Source organism: Candidatus Rokuibacteriota bacterium, from assembly GCA_030647435.1.
Classification (GTDB): domain Bacteria; phylum Methylomirabilota; class Methylomirabilia; order Rokubacteriales; family CSP1-6; genus AR37.
This window is the reverse complement of record JAUSJX010000078.1, coordinates 104,708-128,572: the sequence shown is the minus strand read 5'-3', so window position 1 is coordinate 128,572 and position 23,865 is coordinate 104,708. Positions and strand designations below refer to the sequence as shown.

Here is a 23,865-nt window from a genome sequence, read left to right as displayed (position 1 = left end):
ATGGGAGCGATCGACACGCACTGTCATCTCTACGTGACGCCGGGGGCGCTCTCGGCGCCCCTACTCGACGGCGTCACCGAGCTCTTCGGGCCGCAGCTCGAGAAGCTGGGCCGCCCGATGGCGCCGGCCGCACTGCGGGCCCATATCGAGAAGGAGTGCTTCGACCCCGCGGGCGAGGGGGCGATTGCCAAGATGGAGGCGGCGGGCATCGACACCTCCTTCGTGGTGGTGGGCGGCTTCTCCTTCGATTCCGACGCTCCGGGCGACGCCTTCGAGAGGCAGAACCGCGACGTGGCCGCGGTGGTGCGGCGCTGGCCGGGGCGTCTCGTCGGCTTCGCGGGCGTCCACCCGCGAGTGTCCGACCCGCTCGCGCTCGTCCGCCGCGCGGTGGAGGAGTGGGGGATGCGCGGCCTCAAGCTCGACCCGCTCGCGGGCCGGTATTACCCCACCGACCCCGCCATGGCCCCAGTGTACCGCTACGCGTCCGACCATCGGCTGCCGATCGTCTTCCATTCCGGGCCCCGGCCGGAGGACGCGAGCGACTGGGCGCACCCCCGGCCCATCGCGGCGGTCCTCGACGAGTTCCCCGATCTCACCGCGATCGCGGCCCACATGAGCTTCGCCTGGTGGCGCGAGTACTGCGAGGTCGCCCGCGGCAAGGCGCGGCTGCTCGCCGACGTCTCCGCCTTCCAGATGACCGCGGCGGTGAACCCCACGCAGTTCCGGCGCGTGCTCCGTCGCGTGATCGACGCGGTGGGGGCCGACCGGATCCTGTTCGGCGTGGACGGCCCCTTCTTCGACGTCTTCCTCGACCGCCGCCAGTGGCTGGAGCATGTGCGGGAGCTGCCCGCCACCACCGACGGCGACGTCGCCTTCCGCTCCGACGAGATCGAGAAGATCGTCGAGCAGAATGCCCGGGCCCTGCTCGCGACCCCGTAACCCACCGACACCGATACCCCTCAAGGAGGAAGTGCGAAATGCGCGTGTACGTTGACTCCCGTCCCAAGCACCTGGCCGACGTCCCGGCCTTCGTCCAGCGGCTGGAGCGCCTGGGCTTCGACGGCGTGACCATGGCGGAGATGACCACGCCGCCGATCCTGTCCTGCACCATGGCCGCCGCCGCCACCACCAGGCTCCGCATGGCCACGTGGATCCACGTGGCGTTCCCGCGGAGCCCGATGGTCACCGCCTACTCCGCGTGGTCCATCCAGGACCTCGCCAAGGGGCGGTTCGAGCTCGGCCTCGGCACCCAGGTGAAGGGCCACATGGAGCGCCGCTACAGCGTGCCCTACTCGCCGCCACTCCCGCGGATGCGCGACTACGTGAACGCGCTCCACGCGATCTTCGACTGCTGGCAGAACAAGACGCCGCTCAACTTCCACAGCGAGCACTACACCCACACCCTCATGATCCCGTTGTTCACCCCGGAGCCGCTCACCGTCCCCCGGCCGCCCATCTACACCTCCTGCATGAACACCGGCATGGCCGGGCTCGCGGGCGAGATCTGCGACGGCGTCTTCTTCGGCGACCCCGTGACCAACCGCTGGGTGCGCGAGCGGCTCGTGCCCGCTTTTTACGCGGGTGCCAGGAAAATGGGCCGCGACCCCAAGAGCGTCGACATCAGCAACGGCAGCTTCGTGGGGGTGGGCTCGACGCCGGAGGAGATCAAGCGCGCACGCGAGGCCATCCGGTCGCGCATCGCGTTCTACGGCTCCACGCCCACCTACCGCCCGATCTTCGAGTACCACGGCTGGGGCGAGGTGACCGCGCGCCTGCACCCCATGTCCAAGGAGGGCAAGTGGGTCGAGATGGCCAAGCTCATCACCGACGAGATGGTCGAGAACTTCTCGGTAGTGGGGCGCTACGAGGAGCTGCCCGACCTCATCAAGGACCGGTTCGGCAGCTACGCCAAGCGCGTGCATCTCGGCTACCCCGACTGGACGTTCGGGGACACTGATGAGCGCGTGAAGAAGCTTGTCGCCGCCATCCAGCAGATCTGATCGCTACGGCCGGCGCGAGGGAGGGCACGATGACGCAGGTGTCGTCGAAGCACGTGGGAGCGCGGCAGCCGCGGGTGGAAGACCCGCGGCTGGTGGCGGGGAGGGGGCGGTACGTCGACGACATCACCCTGCCGGGGATGGCGCACGTCGTCTTCGTCCGCTCCCCGCACGCCCACGCCCGCGTAAGGGCGATTGACACCGCGGCGGCAGCCCGCGTCCCCGGCGTGGTGGCCTGCCTCACCGCGCGCGACCTCGATGGAGTCAAAGTGATGCGCGCGGACGACATGCAGCTCACCGACTACAAGGTGACGGAGTGGCCGGCCCTTGCCAGCGGGAAGGTGCGCTACGTCGGCGAGGCGGTAGCAGCGGTGGTGGCGGAGGACCTCGCCGCCGCCGAGGATGCCGCCGCGCGGGTCGCGGTGGACTACGAGCCGCTGCCCGCCACCGTCACCATCGAGGACGCTCTCGCCGCGGGTGCCCCGCGGGTCCACGGCCACTGGGCCGATAACGTCCTCATGCGCGCGAAGGGCCAGGGCGGCGACGTGGACGCGGCGTTTGCGCGGGCGGCGGTCCGGCTGACCGAGACCTTCCGCTCGGCCCCGGTGACAGCGGCGCCGCTGGAAACGCGCGGGTGCGTGGCCCAGCACGACGGCGGAAGCGGGCAGTTGACGCTGTGGACCTCCCACCAGAGCCCCCACGTCGTACGGACGCTGCTCGCCGAGCTGCTCGACCTTCCCGAGCACACCATCCGCGTGATTCCCCCGGACATCGGCGGAGGGTTCGGCATCAAGCTGCACATGTATCCCGAGGACCTCGTCGTCGCCTGGGCGGCGCACCGCCTCGGACGGCCCGTCAAGTGGGTGCAGGGACGCCTCGAGGACCTGCAATGCAATGTCTACTGCCGCGACCACCGCATCACGGTGGAGCTGGCCGCCACCGCCGACGGCCGCATCGAGGGGATGCGGGCCCGGGTGGTGACCAATGCGGGCGCCTACTCGATCTTGCCCTTCGGCTCGACGTTGGAGGCGACGGGCGCGGCCCGGCAAATCCTCGGCCCCTACCGCGTTGCCAGCTACGCCTACGAGGCAACCGCGGTGGTGAGCAATACGCAGCCGCGCGGGGCATACCGCGGCGTGGCGATGGTGACGACGACATTCTCGATGGAGCGGATGATGGACCTCCTCGCCGAGCGCCTCGGCCTGGACCCGGCCGAGGTCCGGCGCCGCAATCTGATCGCCGACGCGGAGTTTCCCTACACGAACGCGCTGGGCGTGAGTTACGAGCGCGCGAGCTTCCAGGAATCGCTGCGCGTCGGCCTGCGCGAGCTCGGCTACGAGGCGCTGCGCGAGGAGCAGGCGCGCGGGCGCGCGGCGCGGCGCTATCTGGGGATCGGCATCTCCTGCTACGCCGAGTTCACCGCAGCCAGCGCCAAGGCCCTCCTCTGGCGTGGCATCGTGCGCGTACCCGGCTTCGACGCCGCCACGGTCCGCGTGGATCCGAGCGGTGTTGTCCGCGTCTACACGAGCTGCACCGCCATGGGCCAGGGGATCGAGACCGCGCTGGCCCAGCTGGTGGCCGACGAGCTGGGCGTCGGGCTCGACCGCATCCGCGTGAGCTGCGGCGATTCCACCCTCGCGCCCTATGGGAGCGGGTCGTGGGGGAGCCGGGGGGCGGTGGTTGGCGGCGGCGCCACTATCCTGGCCGCCCGGAAGGTGCGGGACAAGGTGCTCGCGATCGCCGCCCACCGCCTGGAGGCGCTGGCGGCCGACCTCGAGCTCAAGGACGGGCGCGTCGCCGTCAAGGGGGCTTCCTTCCGGTCGGTGGCCTTTGCCGACCTCGCGAAGCAGGCGTACATGGTGAGCCCCGTCGCGCTTCCGGACGGGATCGCGCCGGGCCTGGACGTCACCGAGTACTACGACCCGCCCATCCAGACCATCTCCAACGGCGCCCACTTCGCCGTCGTCGAGGTCGACGTCGATACCGGCGTCGTCCGGCTGGTGCGGTACCTCGTCGTGCACGACTGCGGCACCGTCATCAATCCCCTCATCGTGGACGGCCAGATCCACGGCGGAGTCGCCCAGGGTGTGGGCGAGGCGCTCGGGGAGGGCGCGCGCTACGACGCGCGGGGGCAGCTCCTCACCGCCTCCTTCATGGACTACCCGCTCCCCCGGGCCACGGACCTGCCCGGCGAATTCGACATATTCCACCTCGAGACACCCTCGCCGCTGACGGTGGGCGGCATCAAAGGCATGGGAGAAGGAGGGACGATCGGGGCGGTGGCGGCGGTAGCGAACGCCGTTGCCGACGCGCTCCGCCCGTTCGGGGCGCACATCGCTCACATTCCACTCACCCCGGAGGACGTCTGGCGGACAGCGTCGCGGGGCACAGAAGGGGCACGCTCATGAAGCGGAAGTCTTCGATCGCAGTGCTGCTCGTCTTCGCGGGCTCACTCCTCGGCGGGTGGCTGGCCTGCGCCGACGCCCAGGCCCAGGCCCCGCTGCGCGTCGGCGCGGTCCTCGCCGTGAGCGGACCGGCCGCCTTCCTCGGGGAGCCGGAGCGGAAGGCCATCGTGCTTCTCCAGGAACAGATCAACGCCGCCGGCGGCATCAACGGGCGGCCGCTCGAGGTGGTCATCTACGACAGCGAGGGCGACCCCACCAAGGCAGTGACCGCGACCAAGCGACTCATCGAGCTCGACAACGTGCTCGCCATCGTCGGCCCCAGCACCACCGGCGAGGCGCTCGCTGCCTACCCGCTCGCCGAGCGGGCCAAGGTCGTCATGGTCTCGGGGGTCGGTTCCAGCGCGCTCACGCACCCCGTCAAACCGTGGGTCTTCCGGCCGGTGGTGGGCAACGATGTCGTCGTCACGAAGGTCCTGGAGCACATGAAGAAGCTCGGTCACGGCAAGGTGGCCACCGTCACCCCGGCCATCGCCTACGGCGAGGACGCCCGCACCGAGTTCGTGGCGGCGGCGCCGAAGTTCGGCGTGCAGGTGGTGGCCCAGGAGACCTACCGCACCGCGGACACCGACATGACGGCGCAGCTCCTGCGCGTCAAGGCGAGCGGGGCCAACGCCATCCTCTCGTGGAACGTGCATCCCTCCTCCGCCCTCCTGGTCAAGAACGTCAAGCAGCTCGGCCTCGACGTGGCCGTGTACCACACCCACGGCTGGTCGTCGCCTCGATACCTGCAGCTCGCTGGCCCCGCCTCCAACGGGAACCTAGTCCCCTCGCCGAAGGTCAACCTTCCCGACGCGCTCGCGGCCAATGACCCCCAGCGCGCGCTGATCCTGCGGTTCCGCGACCAGTTCCGCTCCAAGCACAACGAGGACGTCGAGTACTTCGCCGGCGTCGGGTACGACACGCTCCTGGTCGTGGTGGAGTCTATGCGACGGGGTGCCACCGATCGTCAGCAGATCCGCGATGGGATAGAGAAGCTCCGCGGGCTTGTTGGCCTGACCGGCGTCTTCAACTTCTCGGCGCAGGACCACTCCGGCCTCTCCGTCGACTCTCTCATCATGTTGCGGGGGCAGGACGGCAAGTTCGTTCTCGCCGAGTAGCGCGCGGGAGGCGTAGCGAGCGCGGTGGACATCAACGTCGTCCAGCTCCTCTTCTCGGGGCTCACGGTGGGCGCGGTCTACGCCGTGACCGCGCTCGGGTTCACCGTGGTGTACAACGCCACCGGTGTGGTGAACTTCGCGCAGGGCGAGTTCCTCATGCTGGGTGCGATGCTGGCCGCTACCGGCGTCCTGCATGGCGTGCCGCTCCCGTTTGCCGTCGTCCTCGCGGTGGGGGCGGTGGTCGTCATCGGCGTGGCCATGGACGTGCTGATGATCGCGCCCCTCGGTCGGTCGCATCTCGTAGCTACCGTCATCATGACCATCGCTGCCTCGATTGTGTTCAAGGGGGTGGCGCTCCTGGCCTTCGGCGCCAATGCTCGCCCCCTCCCCGCCTTCTCGGGGGAGGCATCGCTCTGGCTCTTCGGCGCCGCGATCTCGCCGCAGGGGCTCTGGGTGGTGGGGACGGTGCTGGCCCTGCTCGTCCTCTTCTGGCTGGTCTTCCGCGGCACCATGCTGGGCTGGTCGCTCCTCGCGGTGTCCGACCACTCGGAGGCGGCGGCCCTTATGGGAATCAGCGTCCGGTACGCGACCGCGCTCGCCTACGCGGTGAGCGCGGGCTCGGGGGCGATCGCCGGCATCGTGGTGGCGCCCATCACGTTCGCGACCTGGGACATGGGCACCATGCTCGGCGTGAAGGCCTTCTCCGCCTGCGTCCTCGGGGGCATGGGGAACCCGGTGGGCGCGGTCGTCGGAGCGGTCGCCCTCGGCGTGGTGGAGGCATTCGCGGCGGGCTTTGTCTCCACCGGCCTTCGCGACGCCTTCAGCTTCGGCATCCTCCTGGCCGTGCTCGTGCTGCGGCCTTCGGGCCTCTTCGTCGCGGCGGCCCGATGAGCCGGGCGCGCGGGCTGCGGCGCGACCTCGGCCTCCTCGCGGGGCTGGTGGTGGCGCTCGCGCTGACGCCCGCCGTCTTCTCCAACCCGTACTACGTCAACGTGATGGTGGTCACCGGCCTCAACGTGGTGCTGGTGACTGGACTGAACCTGATCCTCGGCTGGGGTGGTCAGATCTCGCTCGGCCACGCCGCCTTCTTCGGTATCGGCGCCTATACCTCGGGTATCCTGTGCCTGCACTACGGCCTCGCGCCATGGGCGGCCATGGCAGTCGGCGTGGTCCTCACCATGGTGGTGGCCCTGGTGATCGGCCTGCCCGCCCTCCGGCTCCGCGGCTACTACTTCGCGATGGCCACCCTCGGGGTCGGGATCATCGTGCAGATCCTCCTCGAGGAATGGAAGGACATCACCGGGGGAGCGTCCGGGCTCGCCGGCATCCCGCCGCTGTCGCTGGGCGGCTGGACGGCGGGCTCCGATCTCCACTTCTTCTACGTCGTCTGGGGACTCTGGGCGCTGTGCCAGCTCGCCGCGATCGGGCTGTCGTGGTCGGTGACGGGGCGGTCACTCCGGGCGCTGCGCGACGACGAGGTGGCGGCCGAGGTGGCGGGGGTCGACACCTTCCGCCAGAAGCTCGGCGTGTTCGTCCTCGGGGCGGCGTGGGCGTCGTTGAGCGGCAGCATCTACGCGCACTACATGAGCTTCCTCGATCCGCCGACCTTCGGCGCCTTCCCCGGCGTCAAGCTCGCGACGATGGCGGTCGTGGGCGGTATGGGAAGCCTGTGGGGCCCGATGGTGGGAGGCGCCGCGCTGACCGTGCTGCCTGAGTACCTGCGCGCCTACAAGGAGTACGACGTCATCCTCTTCGGCGTTGTGCTCGGGGTCGTAGTGATGTTCCTCCCCGACGGGCTCGCGGGCGCACTCGGCACTCTCGCCCGCCGCGGCTCACGGACGGTGGCGCCCGCCGTGCCGGCGCCCGCGGGATCCGTACGGGCCGGGACATGGTCCACCGGGGGCGGGTCCCTCCTCGAGGTGTCGGAGGTCAGCAAGGCCTTCGGAGGCGTGCGAGCGCTCGCGAAGGTATCCTTTGTCGTGCGGCCAGGCACGGTCACCGGCGTCATCGGCCCGAACGGGGCGGGGAAGACGACGCTGTTCAACGTGCTGAACGGTCTCGTACCGCCGGACGGGGGGCGGATTACCCTCGACGGGGCGCCGCTCGTGGGTCTGCCCCCGCACCAGATCACCCGGCGCGGCATCGGGAGGACGTTTCAGAGCGTGCGGCTCTTCCCGCAGCTCCCGGTGCTGGACAACGTCGCGGTGGCGCTACAGCTTCCCTGGTTGTCCGGACTCGCGCGCGGCGCGGTCAGCGCGGTGGTGCCCCTCGGGCAGGAAGCGGCCATGGAGGCGCGCGGGCGCGAGTGCCTCGCCATGGTGGGGCTCGCCGGGCTCGAGGGCCGCCGGACGGCCGACCTGTCGCTCGATCAGCAGCGGCGGCTGGAGCTGGCGCGGGCCCTCGCCCCGCGGCCGCGTGTGGTGCTGATGGACGAGCCCGGGGCTGGACTCAACGACACCGAGCTGGCGGCGTTCGGGCGGCTCATCCGCACCATCCGCGCCGCCGGCGTCAGCGTGGTCCTCATCGAGCACCGCATGGAATTCGTCATGGGCATCTGCGATACCGTCGTCGTCCTCGACCACGGCACGAAGATCGCGGAGGGTTCGCCGGAAGCGGTCCGAGGCGACCCGCAGGTCATCGTCGCCTACCTCGGCGACGAGACCCCCCTGAATCTCGCACGGAGGTGACAATGCGACACGAGGCGATCACTCCAAACTGGCCGCGCTTTTCGCGGTTCACCTTCTCGGCGGCCGTGCGGGCCGAGGACCTGGTCCTTCTCTCCGGGATGACGGCGGTGGACGAGGCGACAGGGCGGCTCGTGGGCGAGGGCGACATCGTGGCCCAGACCCGCTTCATCTACGGAAAGATGGCCGAGGTGCTGGCGGCCGCGGGCGCCTCCCTGGCTGACGTCGTCTTCACCCGCGACTACGTCATAAGCACCGAGAACTACGCGGGCACGGCGGCGGTGCGGCGGGAAGTTTTCGGCTCCACGTTCCCCGCGGCCACCGGCGTGATCGTCGCGGGGCTCTTGCGTCCGGGCGCCCTCATCGAGATCGACGCCATCGCGGTGAGTCGGCGCGGGCGCTCGGCGGGATAGGCGCCGTCTGTACACCCCGATGCTCGAGCTCCACGAGGTGTGGAGTGGCTACGGCGGGATCGACGCCGTTCGGGGCGTATCCATGCGCGTCGCGGCCGGGGAGCTCGTCACCATCATCGGGGCGAACGGCGCCGGCAAGACCACTCTGCTTCGGACGATCTCCGGCCTCACCCGCTGCCGCCGGGGTGACATCCGGTTCGAGGGCCAGAGCATCGCCACTCTCGCCCCGGACCGCGTCGTCGCGCTGGGAGTGGTCCACGTGCCCCAGGGCCGCGCCGTCTTTGCGAGCCTCGACGTCAGGAAGAACCTGCTCCTTGGCGCCTACCGCCAGTTCTGGCGCGACCGGCCCGGCGTGATGCGCGAGCTGGACCGTGTCTACGAACTCTTTCCGGTGCTCAGGCTGCGCGCAGAGCAGCTCGCGGGAACGTTGAGCGGCGGCCAGCAACAGATGCTCGCTATCGGGCGCGCGCTGATGTCGCGCCCGCGCTTGCTGCTCCTCGACGAACCGTCCATGGGGCTCGCCCCCACGGTGGTCCGGGAGATCTTCACCTTCATCGCCGGCCTGGCGCGGGAGGGATTGACCATGCTGCTCGTGGAGCAGAACGCCCGGCTGTCGCTGGAGGTGGCTGATCGCGCGTATGTCCTGCACGGCGGCGTGGTCGCGATGGAAGGCCCCGCTTCCGAGCTCGCCGGGCGGGCGGAGGTGCGGGAAGCGTACCTGGGCGGTCGGTGAGGCGCCGGCGCGGGAGCCGGGCCACCGCCGCGGACGATGTGCACACGAGAGGAGACTGACATGCGAAGGATTGCGCTGGTCGTGATGGTGCTCGTGCTGGCGGCGGCCGCCGCCTGGCCCGGTCGGATCGAAGGACAGGCCGCGAAGGTGGACGGGAAGATCGTGTGGCGCGCCGATTCAATATTCGCGGCGAGCCATCGTATCCAGACGGAGCTGCTCGAAACGTGGGCGGCCGAGATCGGGAAGCGCTCGCAGGGGCGGCTGGAGATCAAGTGGTTCGCGGGCGGGCAGCTCGCGCTGGGCGCGGCCAACTCCCTCCGCGTGCTCCAGGCGCGCTCGGTGGACGTCGTCGGCCTCGTGTACAGCGCGGCCGCGGGCGACATGCCCGCGCTCAGCTTCCCGTCTCTGCCGATGCTCTTCTCGGAGCGGGGGCCCGACGGGGTGGCGGAAATGTGGCGGAAGACGCGCGCGATCTGGGAGCGGGAGTTCGCCAAGTGGGACATCATTCCGCTGCTGTACTACATGGCGGACGAGCAGATCATCTACAACGGCCGGCGCCCGGTCAACAAGCTGGAGGACCTCAAGGGCCTCAAGCTGCGCTTCTACTCCCGTGAGCACGCGCAGTTCCTGCAGGGCCTCGGCGCCAGCCCCACCTCGGTGTCCTACAACGAGATGGTGTCGGCGGCGCAGCGCGGGGTGATCGACGGTGTGATCACCGGCGGCTATACCGGCGTGTCGTTCAGCCTGTGGGACGCGCGCCAGAAGTTCGCGCTGGTCGACGTAGGTCTCGATTATGTGCCTCTCATCGTCGGCGTGTCGCGCAAGGCGTGGAACGAGCTACCCGCGGATCTGCAGGCGATCGTGCGGCAGGTGACCGAGGAGTCGGAAGCCCGGGCGGCCGGCATCGCGAAGACGATCCAGCGTGATTCGTGGAAGACACTCGAGTCGCACGGGGTCACGCTCACGCGGCTGAGCGCGGCCGACCACGCCAAGGCACGGTCCGCGGGCCAGGAGATCATCGAGGCGTGGGTGACCAAGGCCGGGCCGGTGGGCAAGGAGCTGATCGAGGCGACCCGGAGCCGCTGACCATGTCCGACGCGGGGTTCCTGCTCGTGACGTTCGGCCCCATGCTCGCGCTGCTTCTGCTCGGGGTGTCGTTCCCCTTCGCGATGGGCGTGGGGGGTCTGTGCGGAGCGGTATTCGGGCTGGACGGGAACCTGTATGCGATACGGGTCATCCTGTGGAACGTCGCGAGCAACCCCGCGTATCTCTCCATCGGGCTGTTCCTTCTCATGGCGGAAATCCTCGTCGCCGGCGACGTGAGCAGCCGCTTCTATCGGGCGGCGGCGGCGTGGTTGAACCGCATCCCGGGCGGGCTGCTCCACGTCAACATCATCGCCAGTACCGTGTTCGCGGCGGCGTCCGGCTCGAGCGCCGCCACCGCGGCCGCCTTCGGCAAGGCGGCTCACGTGGAGGGCCGGGCCCGTGGATATCCGACCCAGCTCAACATGGGCAGCCTGGCGGGGGGTGCCACGTTGGGCATCCTCATCCCGCCGAGCGTGCCCATGATCGTCTACGCGATCATGACCGAAACCTCGATCGCCGACCTCTTTGCCGCCGGCGCTGTTCCCGGTCTCATCACCTCGCTGGGCTTCATGCTGTGGATTTTCGTGCGCTCGCTGCTCCGCCCCGACCTGCTGCCGAGAGACACTCGCGAATACACCTGGCATGACCGGTTCGTCGCCAGCGCCGGCGTCGTGCCTTGGGTCCTGCTGGTGGGCGGCGTCCTCGGCATGATCTACGCTGGGGTGGTGACGCCCACCGAGGCGGCGGCGGTGGGGGTCGGGATCGCGCTGGTCCTCGCCATGTTCTACCGCGCGCTCACATGGCGGACGCTCGTCGCGGGCACGGCGAACGCGGCGCGCGTCACATCCATGGTGGTGCTTCTCCTCGTAAGCGGCTCTCTCCTCAGCTACGTCTACACGACCAAGGGGGTAACCGACCGGCTGGTAGCGCTCGTTGTCGGCTCCAATCTTCCCGGCCCCCTCATCGTGGCCATCGCCCTGGCTGGCCTGGTCGTCCTCGGGTGCTTCCTCGATAGCTACTCGATTATCGTGCTGACGGTTCCCCTCCTGGCCCCGGTGATGGTCACCCTTGGGTATGACCTCGTGTGGTTCGGTGTGCTCGTCACCATCTGTGTGGAAACCGGCCTCATCACCCCGCCGTTCGGCATCAACCTCTTCATCCTGGACGGTGTGCTCGGAGGCGGGCATATCGAGGCGGTGGCTAGGGGTGCGGTGCCGTACCTCGTCGTCCTCCTGCTGATGATCGTCCTAGTCGCGTGCGTCCCCCGGCTCGCCCTCTGGCTGCCCGCGCTGATGCGGACGTGAGAACCCCCATGAACACGCTGGAGAAGATCATGCGCGCGGTGGCGAACGGCGGTCTAGCCGCGTCGGGGGCGACTCTCTTCCTGGGCGCGTTCGTCGTGTTCGCGCAGGTTATCATCCGGTACGGCGAGCTCGCCCCGATCTCCTTCGGCGACGAGCTGTCCGGGTACATTCTCGCATTCTCCGCCTTGGTGGCGGCGGCCGCTGTCTTCCGCTCGGGCACACTCCCGCGGCTCGTGATTCTCGCCGACCGTCTCGCTGGCTGGAAGCGCGAGGCGGTCGAGCTGCTCAACCTGCTCGCGGCGCTCGTCTTCTGCAGCGTCCTCGTCTTTCAGTCTTGGGGACTCTTCGCCGAGTCGTGGCGCTACGCCGCAACGAGCATCCTGCTCGAGATTCCGCTGGCCATTCCCCAGGGCGCAATGCTGCTCGGCATCCTGAGCCTGTGGGGCGCCGTCGCGGTCGCCCTTGGCGCATGGATCGCTGCCCGATCGAGGATTCGCAGATCGACGCCGGAGGAGGAACGATGAGCGAAGCATTGCTCGAGCAGTACCTCGTCGCGCGGCGCGCACTGGACGTGGCCGCGGGGCGTGCGGCGGAAACAGTCGAACGTGTTCGGCGGGTGGCAACGATGCTGGGAGGGGACTGGCGGGATGTTGCCGTCCTGGCCGGTAAGAGTTATGTCCCGCTGCGGCTCCTCCACTCCCCGGCCATCACCCGGGACGAATGGCCGTCGATAGACGAGATCGCGGACGTGCTCGGGGAATGGCATCGGGCCTACGACGCTGTGGTCCGCGCGTGGGCTGCGCTGCCGGAAGACCGCCGCCGAGAAGTGACGTCACCGGGAATCCCTTGAATCGGTCTGATGGCGACTGGCAGGGCGAGTCGTGTGCTGCTTCGGCGGTGGTCTCGTGGAACGCGCTGCGGATGCCTTTTGCAGTCCCGTTGTCTTGCCCGGAGTCAAGCAGGCTTCAGGCCATTCAGGTTCGCGTCGCGAGAACGCGTTGACGATGACTCAAACCCGAACAAGGCGAGAGACACCCTGTAGAGCGGTAGCCTTGAGCCGGCGCACCAGTCCGGGGACGGAGCACTCTACAACCTCACGGAGTGAGGGCATATGAAGTTTGACTCTACGGCAAGAGACTGGCGGGCCAGACCGTGACGCCGGAACAGGTCAAACCGCTGCGGGACACCCTGACCGCGCCCGCCCAGCCTAACCTGTCCCGCTTGTATCCCTGATATACTCCGGCCCACGCTGCGTCACTGCTTCTGGATGGTTCCGTCCAACTAACCCGGTTCCGGACGGATGCCGTCAGCCACCGAACGGTTAGTGGCGGTCGATTTCGCCGCGTCGTAGCCGCGCGGCCAGGCAGTGTGTCAGTTTGAAATCCGAAGGTTGGCTTGCCCTGGTCCGGTGCGCCCGCTCGTGTGACCTACTCGGAGGGCATAAGAAACATTAGGACCCTCAGCAGCTTCCGCACGGCCGATCTGAGCTGGGCGGCGCTCATACCCCCGCGGAACTCCAGAGTACAAGAGGCATCGAATCCCCTTGGCGCCCAGAGCGGCGCGCCCTACGCCTTGACGACGCCGGCCCGCGAGGTCCTGGCGCCGCGTGAGGATAGCCAACACTAGCCCCCTCCGGCACCGCCCGCCCCCCTCGGGGCCCCCGTTCCCGTGACATAATCGCCCATACTCAGACACTGGCCGCCCCAGGAGCCGCTGCCACAGCGATGGTGCAGCATGCTGGTGCTCATTTCAGCTTCGTTCAGGGTGTTGTGGGCGCAAAATGGGCGCAGACGCCAATCTGCTTCACTCCGTAAATCTTTCCGGCATCTCGCGCTCCGTCGGGATGGAGCTCGCGGCCACAAGACCGCGGCCGAGTACCGCCGCTACGCGATCGTCCCCGAGAGACGATCTCCGCGACGCAAGACAAAGCGAGAAGATTCTGGGGTGAGGTGAGGTTCGACGGTCCGAGCAGCGACACCCGAGTTCACTCACGCCGACGCCTCGCCTTCTTCTCGCGGTAGAGAGCCTTCAGCCCTGGGGGAGCCGCGAACGTCGTGAGCATCACCACGACCACGAGCGCCGAGTACAGGTCCTGCGCGATCACTCCCGCCGACAGACCGGCCCCGGCGAATATCAGGCCGACTTCGCCGCGCGGCACCATGCCGACCCCGACCACCCACCGACGCACGGTTCTCTGGTAGACCGCAAGGCCGGCTGCCAGTTTCGAGATGACGGCGACAGCGGTCAGGAGCATCGCGATGCCAAACTGCGCGTGCTCCGCGAACGGGTTCAGCATCTCGGGCTGGACCTTCATCCCCACGCTGACGAAGAAGATCGGGACGAAAAGGTCAGCGACCGGCTTGATGCGATCCTCGATGTGTTCCCGCCGCTCAGTCGTCGCCAAGACCAGCCCGGCGGCGAACGCCCCAACGATCGTCGCCAGACCGACCAGGTCTGCCAGCGCGGCAAGCGCCACCGCGAAGACGACCGAGTAGACGATGAGGGTGCCCCGCGCCTTCATCCGTCCTATCCAACCGATGATGATCGGGGCGAGACGAATCCCAACCAGGATCGCGACCACCAGGAAGACGACAGCCTTCCCGGTGAGCAGGCCGACGGCGGCAAAGGACACCCCTCCCGTCTGCGCGATCCCGGTGACGACCGCCAGGATGATCAGGCCCAGGATGTCATCCACGACAGCCGCTCCGAGCACCACCCTGGCGGCAGCATCCTGAAGCCGCCCGAGATCAGCGAACACACGCGCCGTGATACCCACGCTGGTGGCGGTGAGGGTCGCGCCGACGAAGACGGCCAGGAGCGCCGAGTGGCCGAACCAGCGCATGACGCCGAAGCCGAGGGCCAACGGCAGTACCACTCCGACCACCGCGACAAGCGTCGCTTGGGCGCCAGCCCGCAGCAACTGGTTGAGGTCCGATTCCAACCCAACCTCGAACAGGAGGATGAGGACACCGAGTTCGGCCAGCGCGTGCAGAGTGTCCGACTCGTGCACGAGCCCGAGGCCACCAGGCCCGATGAGCACCCCGGCCAGCAGTTCGCCAAGGACGGCGGTCTGGCCGATGCGCTCCATCCCCTCGCCGGCCACCTTGGCCGCAATCCAGACGAGGACGAGGCCCACCAACAGCTCGCGGAACTCCATCACTGGGTTCCTCCGGCGCCGGCCTATCGGATCGACATCAGCGCGGCACAGCTGGTCTTCACTTCAGCGACCGACTTGCCACTCTTGACGTGCGCCACGAAAGCTCCCAGTGCCGTCGCCTCGACGTTTCCCGGCCGGGCGTCCCGGGTCAGGTGGGTGAGCGCGGCCCTGCCCTCCGGGTTATCCAGGTCCCAGGTAAAGATACGGTCGGCAGCAAAGGGCATGAACTTCAGGACCTCGATCGTGACCCTACCGTCTTTGAAGCCACTCCCCGCGTGATTGACCAGGATCTTCTCCCCGCTGTCGAGAGTGATCTGGCAGTACGCGCCAGCCTTGGGATCGGTGACGAACCGTCCGACTTCGGCCATAGTCGCCCTCCTGTGACCGTGCGCGATTTGGTGGACTCAGAAGAGGAGCTTGGCGATGGCGATGAGGACGAAGGCAGTCAACAGCATCAGCACGCTGATCGTGATGCCTTCGTAACCTTTCTTCATGGCTCGCCCTCCGCGAGACGTAACCGTGAGATGGACGGAGCGGCCCCCCAAGAACGGGGTCGCCGAGGATCAACCGAGCGGACGGGGTTTAGTGAGGGTCTTCGGAGGGTGGAGCCGGATCGAGGGTCGCCCGTGGCAGCCGGTTCAGTATGGGGTGACCAAGAAGCGCGACGTTGCAATTCGCCGCCAAGCGATCCCTGAGATCGATAGGGGGCTGCGACACACCGAACGAATCTCTGGCCAGCGCCGGCAGCACAGAGATCTCGGCCTTGCCCTCGCCCGCGCGGCCACTGCTGATCTCAAGCGAATCGGCGGACTCGAACACGAAGGCACCAGGTATCGTCGGCACCGAAAGGTCAAGCGTGACGTAGAGGAGAATGGCCAAGAGCATTCCGCGACGACACTTCATTCCCGGATTCTACCCGATGGCACGGCGATCGTCCAATGGCTTGAGGGAGCGTATCTGGTCCAGTTACTCTGGGTAAAGCTGCTTCGCGGCGTCCCCGAACGATCTGACTGACACGTCGCTGTGAGACGGGTACCCCGGGCCGCCGCGTCCGAGAACAGGCGTATGTTACTTACGCGCTACAGATGCGTGGACAGGAGCCGGGGCGCAGCTGGTGACGTGGTCACCATGGCAGCGCGCTTGTCAGGGACTTCAGTGATCATGGGCCACTCCGAGGTTGACGAGCTTGCGGAGCTTGCTATACCCGCTCTGTGCACTTGCGCCCCGCTCGATATGCCGAAAGGCATCGGGCGGGGTTATTCTTTTCCGGTCTGATCCGTGCCCCCCGAGCCCGCGGTTAAACGAACCGACGCGTTCATCGACGGACAGAACCTGTTCCACGCCGCGCGGGAGGCCATCGGCTACACGTACCCCAACTACGACGTGCGTGTCCTGGCCGACCGCGTCTGCGCGGAGCTCGGCTGGCAGCTCGCGCAGACGCGTTCCACTCGGGCATCCCTGATCGCGAGGACGAAGCTCGCTGGCACGACTTCTGGTCGGCCAAGCTCGCGCTGATGGGGCGGCAGGGCATCCATGGCGAGTACGACATCGCCCTGGTCTTCAGCCAGGACCAGGATCACTCCGAGGTCGCCGACGAGATCCGGGCCATCGCCGCGGAGCAGACGCGGTGGATCAAGATGGCGTGCGCGTTTCCCTCGAGCCCGACCAGCCGGAACCGCCGCAGCGTCAACAAGACAGACTGGGTTCGGATCGCCCGCGACACCTACGACGCATGCCTGGACGGCCTCGCTTACCGGACCAAGAGCGTGTGAGAGGCGTGCGAGTGAGACCGACGCGGGCGACGGCGGAGCCTTTCGCGCTGCTAAGAAGCTGCTAAGGTTCGGACTTGGATCCCGCTGACGGGCGCAGAGTGCGCTCGGCGGGGGAGCCCAGGGAGCGGCGCTTGTCCGTCCTATGCGCTCCAGCGGCAGATTCTCGATCTCCTCGCGATCGCACCACGGGAAGTGCGGACAGTAAGTCAGAAGGCCCGATCCCACGGGATCGAGAGGCGGATGGCGGAGTTGATCAGGCCCACCATGCTGTAGGTCTGCACGAAATTCCCCCATTGCTCTCCCGTGCGGGGATCGATGTGCTCGGCCAGCAGGCCAAGGCGGTTGCGGCAGGCGAGCATGCGCTCGAACAGCGCCCGCGCCTCCTCGTGGCGGCCGAGGGCAGTCAGGGCGTAGATGTACCAGTAGGTGCACACGACGAAGGCGTTCGCAGGCTCGCCGAAATCGTCGGCCTCGACGTAGCGGAAGATGAAGTCGCCGCGCTTGAGCTCCCGCTCGATGGCGCCGACCGTGGCGGCGAAGCGTGGATCGTCGGCCCGCAGGAAGCCGATCTCGTGCATCAGCAGCAGGCTGGCGTCGAGACTCTCGCCGGCGAACGTGGCGACAAACGCATTGCGCCGCCCGTTCCAGGCCGCCTCGCACACGCCCCTGCGGATCGCCTCGGCGCGGGGGCGCCAGTAGGCCACCCGCTCGGCGAGCCCGAGCCGCTCGGCGATGCGCGCCAGGCGGTCGCAGGCCGCCCAGCACATCAAAGCCGAGAAGGTGTGCACCTTGGGGGGTTCCGGGCGATTCCCACAGCCCGGCATCCGGTGTGTTCCACACGGCCACGGCCCGCTCGCCGAGCGACTCCATGCGGCGGAACAGCATCTCGTCACCGCACCGGGACATGCGCCGGTCGAAGAAGACGTGTGTGGCGGCAAGGATGGCCGAGCCGTATACGTCGTGCTGCACCTGCCGGTAGGCCTGGTTGCCCACGCGCACCGGTCCCATGCCACGGTAGCCGGGCAGATGGGGCAGCTCCCGCTCCTCCAGCGTCGCCTGGCCGCTGATGCGATAGACCGGCTGCAGCGTGTTACCGCCGTTGCCCGCGCCCGCGGCGATGTTCACCACGAAGCCGAGGTAGCGCTCCATCGTGCGCGTGGCGCCCAGCCGGTTGAGAGCGTTGACCACGAAGTAGCCGTCGCGCAGCCAGCAGTAGCGGTAGTCCCAGTTGCGCCCGGAAGCCGGCGCCTCGGGCACCGAGGTCGTCATCGCGGCGATGATGGCACCGGTGTCCTCGTAGGCGTTCAGCTTGAGCGTGATGGCGGCGCGGATCACCGCGTCCTGCCATTCGAAAGGAATGCCGAGATTGTTCACCCAGTCGCGCCAGTAGACCACCGTCTCGCGCAGGAAGCGGTCGCCCACTTCGCCCACCGCGTCCGGGACGGTCTCGTCGGGCCCGAGCAAGAGGGTGACGGAGTCCTCGAGAAAGAAGGGCATCTCCTCCAGGATTGCCGTCACCGAGGCATCCGTGGTCAAGCGCAGGACGAGCTCCGGTGCCATGAAGCGAATATGGTGGCTGCCGTGGCTGACCTGGGGCCGGGCCTGGCCGAAGTCGCAGGCGGGCCGCACACGCAGCACGATGCGTGGGCTGCCCTCGACGCGCCGGACGCGGCGCGCCAGCATCATCGGGCAGAAGGTGCGCCCGTGCTGACGGAAGCGGGGCGCGAAATCCGTCACCTCGACGATGCCGCCCTGCCGGTCATGAATGCGCGTCACCAGCACCGCCGTGTTGTCGAGGTAGGCCTGCTCGGTACGGGCGGCGTCCACCACGTCGACCGCGAAGTAGCCGAAATCGCGCTCCCCGCCGCGCTCGCGCAATAGGGAGCAGAACACCGCGTCGCCGTCGAAGCGCGGAAAGCAGGCCCACGTCACCTCGGCCTTGGCGTCGATGAGGGCGCCGATGCTGCAGTTGCCGACGAGCCCCAGATCCAGCGTGCTCATGCACCCTCCCGCGCTGCGTCGCGCGGCCGCGCCGGGCCCTCCGCCAGCGCCCGCAGCCAGCGCCGGACGGTGGCCACGTCGGGCATGCGCGAGCGGGCGTCCGGCGGGCCCGGACCCACCTTGACGGAATGGCCTCCCAGGCTGTTGACAACTGCGAACCCGTGTTCGTCGGTGATGTCGTCGCCGACAAATACCGGAATACGGCCCGCAAAGGGCGCTTCCTGCATGAATTCCATGATCGCGGTTCCCTTGTCCTTGCCGGCCGGCGTGACCTCCAGGACCATCTTGCCCGGCTGCAGCCTGAACTCGTCGCCGAATCGTTCGAGGCATTCCCTCAGCGCGTGCTGCACCGCGCCGCCCAAGTGAGGCGCCTGCCGATAGTGCACTGCCAGCGACATCCCCTTGTCCTCGAGCAGCACGCCCGGGACGGCCTCGGCCCATGCGGCAACGCAGCGCCGCAGCGCGCCGAACTGCGCCGCGCAGAGGGAATCGGCATGGGCAGCGCCCGCGGCATCGCGCCGCTCGGCGCCGTGCTGCCCGGCGATCGGCAGGCAGAGTGGCGCGAACAGCCGGTCGACGCCGGCCACCGACCGGCCGCTGATGAGCGCTAGGGCGCCGCCGGCAGCGGCGTGCAGCCGCCGCACCGTGTCGAGCAGCCGGGGCTCGACGGACACCCGGCCCGGCGTGTCGGCGATATCCACCAGCGTGCCGTCGATATCGAGAAAAAACGCGTATGCCGCCGGACCGCCGGGCAGGTCGATCCGGGATGCGTCATCCATGCCCGGCTCGGCCCGCATTGCCGCTACCGCCCGGCCGCGGGGCGCGCGGCCTCCGCCGTCATCACCCGGCCGCGCATGCGCATGTTGGAGGCATCGAGCAGCATGCGGCCGGCCCATCGGTATACGTTGAACTCCTGGATCAGGCCGCGCATGAGGCGCATGCGGTTGCGCTGCTCCGACAGCGGCATGGTGAGCGCGACGTGCATGGCCGCGGCGCACTGGTCGATGTCGTACGGGTTGACGATCAGCGCTTCCGGCAGTTCGCGCGAGGCCCCTGTGAACTGGCTGAGGATCAGCACGCCGCGCTCGTCGTCGCGCGAGGCAACGAACTCCTTCGCCACCAGGTTCATGCCGTCGTGCAGGCTGCTCACGAAGCACAGGTCCGCCGCTCGGTAGTGCTCGTACACGTCCTGGGGCTCGTGGTGCTCCACCTTGAGGATGATGGGCGGGCAGTCGCCCGCCTCGAAGCGGGCATTGATGCGGCTGGCCAGCGCCCTCACGTGCACCTCGAAATCCTGATACTGCTCGATGCTGGAGCGGGACGGCGCGGCGATCTGGATGAAACTGAACGTGCCGATCCAGCGCGGCTCGATCTCGAGCAGCCGCTCGATGGCATTGAACCGTTCGAGTATTCCCTTGGTGTAGTCCATGCGATCCACGCCGACGCCGACGGCGTGGTCGGGCCCGAGCCCGTGCCGCCGGCGCACGCGGCTGCGGCATTCCTCGAGGCTCACACGCATCACGTCGGCCGGTGGCGGCCACTCGATGGAGATCGGGTAGCGCTTCACGGCGGTGGGCTGGCCGCGGTATGAGACCGTGAACAATTCGCGATCTACGCGGGCCTCCAGTTGGCGGTCCACAGTGTCGAGGAAATTGTTGCAGTGGAACTGGGTGTGGAAGCCGAGGATGCTGCTGCCGAGCAGCCCGTCGACCAGTTCGGCCCGCCAGGGGCAGATGGCGAACGCCTCGGGGTTCGGCCAGGGAATATGCCAGAAGGTGATGATCGTGGCGCGGGGGAGCAGCTCGCGGATCATGCGCGGCAGGAGCGCGAAGTGGTAGTCCTGCACCAGCACGATGGGGGCATCGGTCTTGGCTTCCTCCTGCACCGAGCGGGCGAACGTGCGGTTGACCGCCGCGTACTGGGTCCAGTCGCTCGTGCGGAAGGTCGGGCGCACGTGGGCGATATGGCACAGCGGCCACAGTCCCTCGTTGGCGAAGCCGTAGTAGTAGCCGGCTTCCTCCTCCTTCGTCAGCCAGACGCGCCTGAGCTGGTAGGCCGGGTGCTCGGGCGGCACCGCCACGCGGTCGTTGCGGTCCACCGTCTGCCTGTCCGCGGAGCCGCCGCCGTGCGCGATCCAGACGCCGGAACAGGCCCGCATCACCGGCTCGAGCGCCGTCACCAGGCCGCTCGCCGGCCGCTGCACCTCCACGGCATCGTCCCGTCGGACGTGTATGTAGGGCTCGCGATTGGACACGACGATGATGTCCTCGCCCTTCAGGTCCTCGCGCAGGATCCGCTTCAGCGCCTCGGGCGACCAGGTGATCTGGCTCTCGTCGCGCGGCCGGTATTCCATCTCCAGATCGCGGATGAGCATGCGCAGGTCCCGGGCAAGCGGCCGCAGCTCCGGCAGGTTGATCCGCTCGGCCGGCCGCAGCAGTCCTTCCCCGCGCAGCAGCGCCCGCATGCCCTGCACCCAGCCGCGCCAGCTCAGCTGCGCGATGATGACGGTGATCATCGAGACGATGGCGCCCAGACCGATGAAGAAGTAGAAGACGTAGCGCTTCGTCTCCTCACTGCGGCGCTGGACGAAGCTCATGTCGTGCACCAGCACCAGCCTGCCGACGGATTCTCCCTCCGCTTCGATCTTCTGCACCGAAACGTGCAACGGCCCCTGCGCGCTCGGCAGCAGGTGCGTCGGTCTCGCCAGGAAGGCATCGAGGGCCTTGCAGTTGAGGTCTGGCGGGAAGGCCTGCGTGGCCACGAGCCGGTCCTGGGCCGCATCGCAAAAGCCGACCGCGTAGAGTCGCTCGTCCTGCGTCATCTTGTTGAAGAAGCGCAGGACCTTGGCCTTGGTTCCGCCGAGGACGAGCTCATGCAGCGGCTCCTGGACGGCAGTGGCGATCAGAGTCGAGCGGATCTCGAGATCCCGCGTGAACCACTTGAGCGTGAGCCGATCCACGAGCGGGACTACGGCGTAGGCGATCGCGGCCAGGGCGAGCGCCAGGGGAATGATGAAGCGAAGCGAGAGTCGCATCACCGTTTCCCGGTTGAAGAGAGAGCCATCGTCGGCTTCCGCATCCGGCCGGCGACTCCGTCAGGCGCCGGACGTCCCGGTCGCCCGAGTGTTACGAATGACGACTTGGCAGACATGGCACTCATTATCCCATTCCCTCTCAAGTGGCGCTCGCGGTTCGTGGACACCAAAGGGCCCGGGCTCGAGAGCATGAAGTAATGACATAGCCTGCCCTGTGAAGTGTCAGGAGGTTGTCCATCCGAGCTGGCCCTGAGACGCTGGTGGTTGCGACGCCAACCATCACCTCAGGGAGGGAACTCGGATGGACATGCATAAGAAAGCCCGGACCACGCCACGGAGTCGAGCCGAGATTGTGCGCCGGGTCGTGGAGGCGGGGCAACGCTCAACCCAGGTCGCCGCCGGAATGGGGATCAGTGTGCGCACGGTGCGCAAGTGGGTCGCCCGGTATCAACACGAGCGGGAGGCGGGCCTGGCCGAGCGGTCGTGTCGGCCGCGGCGGCAGTCCACGGCCACGCCCCGCCGGCTGGTCCGCTGGGTGCTGCACCTGCGGCGGCAACGCTGGACGGGGACGGACATCGCCGCGCGCTTGCGGCTCAGTCCCGCCACGGTGGCCCGGCTCCTACGGCGCCACGGACTGGCGCGCCTGCGCGCCCTCGAGCCGCCCCGGCCGGTGCGCCGCTATCAGCGCCGCCGCCCCGGAAGTTTGCTCCACGTCGGCACGAAGAAGCTCGGCCGGATCGGGCGCATCGGCCATCGCATTACCGGGGACCGCCGCGCCTGGGTGCGCGGCATCGGCTGGGAGTACGTCCATGTCGCTATCGACGACGCCACGCGCGTGGCCTATGTGGAGGTCCTGCGGGCTGGGGACGGCCCCCCGTGCGCGGCCTTCCTCTGGGGCGCGCCCTGGCCTGGTTTCGCCGCCTCGGCATCCGCGGGCGCGAGCTCATGACCGACAACGCCGGGGCCTATCGCGCGGCCGCGTACGCGGCCCTCTGCCGCGGCCACCGGCACCGAGTTCGGGATCAGCGGCTCGGCGGGCTACTTCGTCGTCGGGGAAGCCGCCTATCGGCTCAACGCCGAGAAGGGCGATGCGGGCCTGCCCGGGCGCTATCATTCGGGCGGGTACTACGACTCGAACGAGTACGCCTCTCTCACCAATCCCGGCCGGCAGCAGACGGGGAACTACGGCTTCTTCCTGCTGGGCGAGCAGATGGTCTACCGGGAAGGCGTACTACGGCGGCTTCAGCCGCGACCTGCCAGGGCAGACGTACGAGCTGGTCCTCGAGTGGACGTACGCCATCGCCGTCGCCCGGTGGCTCACGGTGCAGCCGGACCTCCAGTACGTCATCAACCCAGGGGGCCGATCGAGCGTCGGCAGCGCCGTCGTGCTCGGGGCGCAGCTCGCGGTCGAGTTCTGAGCTTTGACCCGTCTCCGGCCGGGCGCTCGCCAACCTCAACCGCGACGGGTGCTGATACGTGAGCCGGGGCTAGCCGCCGCCTGACGGGAGCGGGACGCACGCGCCGACCGGCGCGCCGGGCGTCAGATCCGTCGAGGCAACGCGCAGGCGCAGGCGGCCGCGCGCGCCGGTGCCCGTCCCGTCGGCGACGCCGTCGATCAGGTTGGTCTTGCCGATGAACTCGGCGACGAAGCGCGTCCGCGGACGCTCGAAGAGCTCTTCGGCGGTGCCGAGCTGGACGACACGCCCGTCCTGGAGCACCGCCACGCGGTCCGAGATCACCATGGCCTCCGCCTGGTCGTGGGTGACGTAGAGCGTGGTGATCGCGAAGGTCTTGAGCAGGCGCCGGATCTCGAACCGCATCGCCTCGCGGAGATTCGCGTCCAGGTTGCTGAGCGGCTCGTCCAGCAGCAGGGTGCTGCGGCGCGAGCCGAGCAGCCGGCCCTGCCTGACATGACACTGTAACCGGGGCCGGGAGCCCGGGCGACCGCGGAGGTCTGTGCTGAGCGCCCCGGTGGACGGCGCCCGCTCGCCGCCTCGAGGCGCCGGTTTGACTTGTCCCGCGCGCTCTGACAGGGTCGGCGCGAAATGCCACGGTTCGTCCGCGCTGTGGCACGGGCACCAACGGCCGCCGGGTCCGAGAACAGGCGTCATGTTACGTACGC

The 23,865-nt window shown here is 68.6% G+C and carries 21 protein-coding genes and 2 pseudogenes; 16 read left to right on the top strand and 7 right to left on the bottom strand.

The annotated features are described in order from the left end of the window. Genes Q7W02_14570 through Q7W02_14515 form a run of 12 tightly spaced genes read left to right on the top strand, consistent with a single transcriptional unit; the run spans position 1 to position 12,629 of the window. The gene (locus Q7W02_14570; GenBank protein MDO8477389.1) at positions 1–939 is read left to right on the top strand and encodes an amidohydrolase family protein; all 939 of its coding nucleotides are present in this window, start codon (positions 1–3) and stop codon (positions 937–939) included. Positions 940–977: 38 nt separating this feature from the next. Continuing rightward, positions 978–2,000, top strand: coding sequence for a TIGR03617 family F420-dependent LLM class oxidoreductase (locus Q7W02_14565; GenBank protein ID MDO8477388.1), 1,023 nt, complete (start codon positions 978–980; stop codon positions 1,998–2,000). A 29-nt stretch (positions 2,001–2,029) separates the two neighbouring features. Further along, entirely contained in the window at positions 2,030–4,405 is a 2,376-nt protein-coding gene (locus tag Q7W02_14560; GenBank protein ID MDO8477387.1) for a xanthine dehydrogenase family protein molybdopterin-binding subunit, read from the top strand. Next, positions 4,402–5,559 (top strand): ABC transporter substrate-binding protein, encoded by a 1,158-nt coding sequence (locus Q7W02_14555; GenBank protein ID MDO8477386.1) that lies wholly within the window; start codon positions 4,402–4,404, stop codon positions 5,557–5,559. The genes Q7W02_14560 and Q7W02_14555 overlap by 4 nt, the downstream gene beginning before the upstream one ends. Positions 5,560–5,583: 24 nt before the next feature. Continuing rightward, positions 5,584–6,450: a branched-chain amino acid ABC transporter permease gene (locus Q7W02_14550; GenBank protein MDO8477385.1), complete on the top strand. Its 867-nt coding sequence runs from the start codon at positions 5,584–5,586 to the stop codon at positions 6,448–6,450. Continuing rightward, positions 6,447–8,246 (top strand): branched-chain amino acid ABC transporter ATP-binding protein/permease, encoded by a 1,800-nt coding sequence (locus tag Q7W02_14545; GenBank protein MDO8477384.1) that lies wholly within the window; start codon positions 6,447–6,449, stop codon positions 8,244–8,246. The genes Q7W02_14550 and Q7W02_14545 overlap by 4 nt, the downstream gene beginning before the upstream one ends. Before the next feature lie 2 nt (positions 8,247–8,248). Next, positions 8,249–8,656, top strand: coding sequence for a Rid family hydrolase (locus Q7W02_14540; protein ID MDO8477383.1), 408 nt, complete (start codon positions 8,249–8,251; stop codon positions 8,654–8,656). A gap of 19 nt (positions 8,657–8,675) precedes the next feature. Beyond that, positions 8,676–9,389 carry an ABC transporter ATP-binding protein gene (locus Q7W02_14535; protein MDO8477382.1) on the top strand — a complete coding sequence of 238 codons (714 nt, stop codon included), beginning with the start codon at positions 8,676–8,678 and terminating at the stop codon, positions 9,387–9,389. A 60-nt stretch (positions 9,390–9,449) separates the two neighbouring features. Continuing rightward, complete coding sequence (dctP, locus tag Q7W02_14530) at positions 9,450–10,475, top strand: TRAP transporter substrate-binding protein DctP (GenBank protein ID MDO8477381.1); 1,026 nt, start codon at positions 9,450–9,452, stop codon at positions 10,473–10,475. A gap of 2 nt (positions 10,476–10,477) precedes the next feature. After that, positions 10,478–11,779: a TRAP transporter large permease gene (locus Q7W02_14525; GenBank protein MDO8477380.1), complete on the top strand. Its 1,302-nt coding sequence runs from the start codon at positions 10,478–10,480 to the stop codon at positions 11,777–11,779. Positions 11,780–11,787: 8 nt separating this feature from the next. Continuing rightward, positions 11,788–12,303: a TRAP transporter small permease subunit gene (locus Q7W02_14520; GenBank protein MDO8477379.1), complete on the top strand. Its 516-nt coding sequence runs from the start codon at positions 11,788–11,790 to the stop codon at positions 12,301–12,303. Further along, positions 12,300–12,629 carry a hypothetical protein gene (locus tag Q7W02_14515; protein MDO8477378.1) on the top strand — a complete coding sequence of 110 codons (330 nt, stop codon included), beginning with the start codon at positions 12,300–12,302 and terminating at the stop codon, positions 12,627–12,629. The genes Q7W02_14520 and Q7W02_14515 overlap by 4 nt, the downstream gene beginning before the upstream one ends. A gap of 1,134 nt (positions 12,630–13,763) precedes the next feature. On the opposite strand, the gene Q7W02_14510 is transcribed toward Q7W02_14515, so the two are convergent. The 3 genes from Q7W02_14510 to Q7W02_14500 all read right to left on the bottom strand — a co-directional run bounded on the left by Q7W02_14510 (position 13,764) and on the right by Q7W02_14500 (position 15,815). After that, positions 13,764–14,936 (bottom strand): cation:proton antiporter, encoded by a 1,173-nt coding sequence (locus tag Q7W02_14510; GenBank protein MDO8477377.1) that lies wholly within the window; start codon positions 14,934–14,936, stop codon positions 13,764–13,766. A gap of 23 nt (positions 14,937–14,959) precedes the next feature. Beyond that, positions 14,960–15,304, bottom strand: a complete 345-nt coding sequence (locus Q7W02_14505; protein ID MDO8477376.1) for a hypothetical protein — start codon at positions 15,302–15,304, stop codon at positions 14,960–14,962. A gap of 214 nt (positions 15,305–15,518) precedes the next feature. Continuing rightward, a complete protein-coding gene (locus Q7W02_14500) occupies positions 15,519–15,815 on the bottom strand; it encodes a hypothetical protein (GenBank protein MDO8477375.1) in 297 nt (98 codons plus the stop codon). 399 nt (positions 15,816–16,214) lie between these two features. On the opposite strand from Q7W02_14500, the gene Q7W02_14495 reads away from it, so the two are divergent. Both Q7W02_14495 and Q7W02_14490 read left to right on the top strand, forming a co-directional pair. Continuing rightward, positions 16,215–16,451: a hypothetical protein gene (locus Q7W02_14495; protein ID MDO8477374.1), complete on the top strand. Its 237-nt coding sequence runs from the start codon at positions 16,215–16,217 to the stop codon at positions 16,449–16,451. Further along, the gene (locus Q7W02_14490) at positions 16,451–16,708 is read left to right on the top strand and encodes a hypothetical protein (protein MDO8477373.1); all 258 of its coding nucleotides are present in this window, start codon (positions 16,451–16,453) and stop codon (positions 16,706–16,708) included. The genes Q7W02_14495 and Q7W02_14490 overlap by 1 nt, the downstream gene beginning before the upstream one ends. 206 nt (positions 16,709–16,914) lie before the next feature. On the opposite strand, the pseudogene Q7W02_14485 reads toward Q7W02_14490, so the two are convergent. From Q7W02_14485 to Q7W02_14475, 3 genes and pseudogenes are all read right to left on the bottom strand, one after another. Continuing rightward, positions 16,915–18,709 (bottom strand): annotated as a pseudogene (locus tag Q7W02_14485) (glycoside hydrolase family 15 protein). Beyond that, positions 18,706–19,506: a trehalose-phosphatase gene (otsB, locus tag Q7W02_14480; protein ID MDO8477372.1), complete on the bottom strand. Its 801-nt coding sequence runs from the start codon at positions 19,504–19,506 to the stop codon at positions 18,706–18,708. Before otsB ends, Q7W02_14485 begins: the two are co-directional and overlap by 4 nt. 5 nt (positions 19,507–19,511) lie before the next feature. Beyond that, entirely contained in the window at positions 19,512–21,743 is a 2,232-nt protein-coding gene (locus tag Q7W02_14475; protein ID MDO8477371.1) for a trehalose-6-phosphate synthase, read from the bottom strand. A 301-nt stretch (positions 21,744–22,044) separates the two neighbouring features. On the opposite strand from Q7W02_14475, the gene Q7W02_14470 reads away from it, so the two are divergent. Next, positions 22,045–22,692, top strand: coding sequence for a leucine zipper domain-containing protein (locus Q7W02_14470; GenBank protein MDO8477370.1), 648 nt, complete (start codon positions 22,045–22,047; stop codon positions 22,690–22,692). A gap of 139 nt (positions 22,693–22,831) precedes the next feature. Beyond that, positions 22,832–23,161, top strand: a complete 330-nt coding sequence (locus Q7W02_14465) for a carbohydrate porin (GenBank protein ID MDO8477369.1) — start codon at positions 22,832–22,834, stop codon at positions 23,159–23,161. Between the two features lie 189 nt (positions 23,162–23,350). Here Q7W02_14465 and Q7W02_14460 read toward each other — a convergent pair. Then, positions 23,351–23,614, bottom strand: a pseudogene (locus Q7W02_14460) (ABC transporter ATP-binding protein). Positions 23,615–23,865 lie beyond the last annotated feature (251 nt).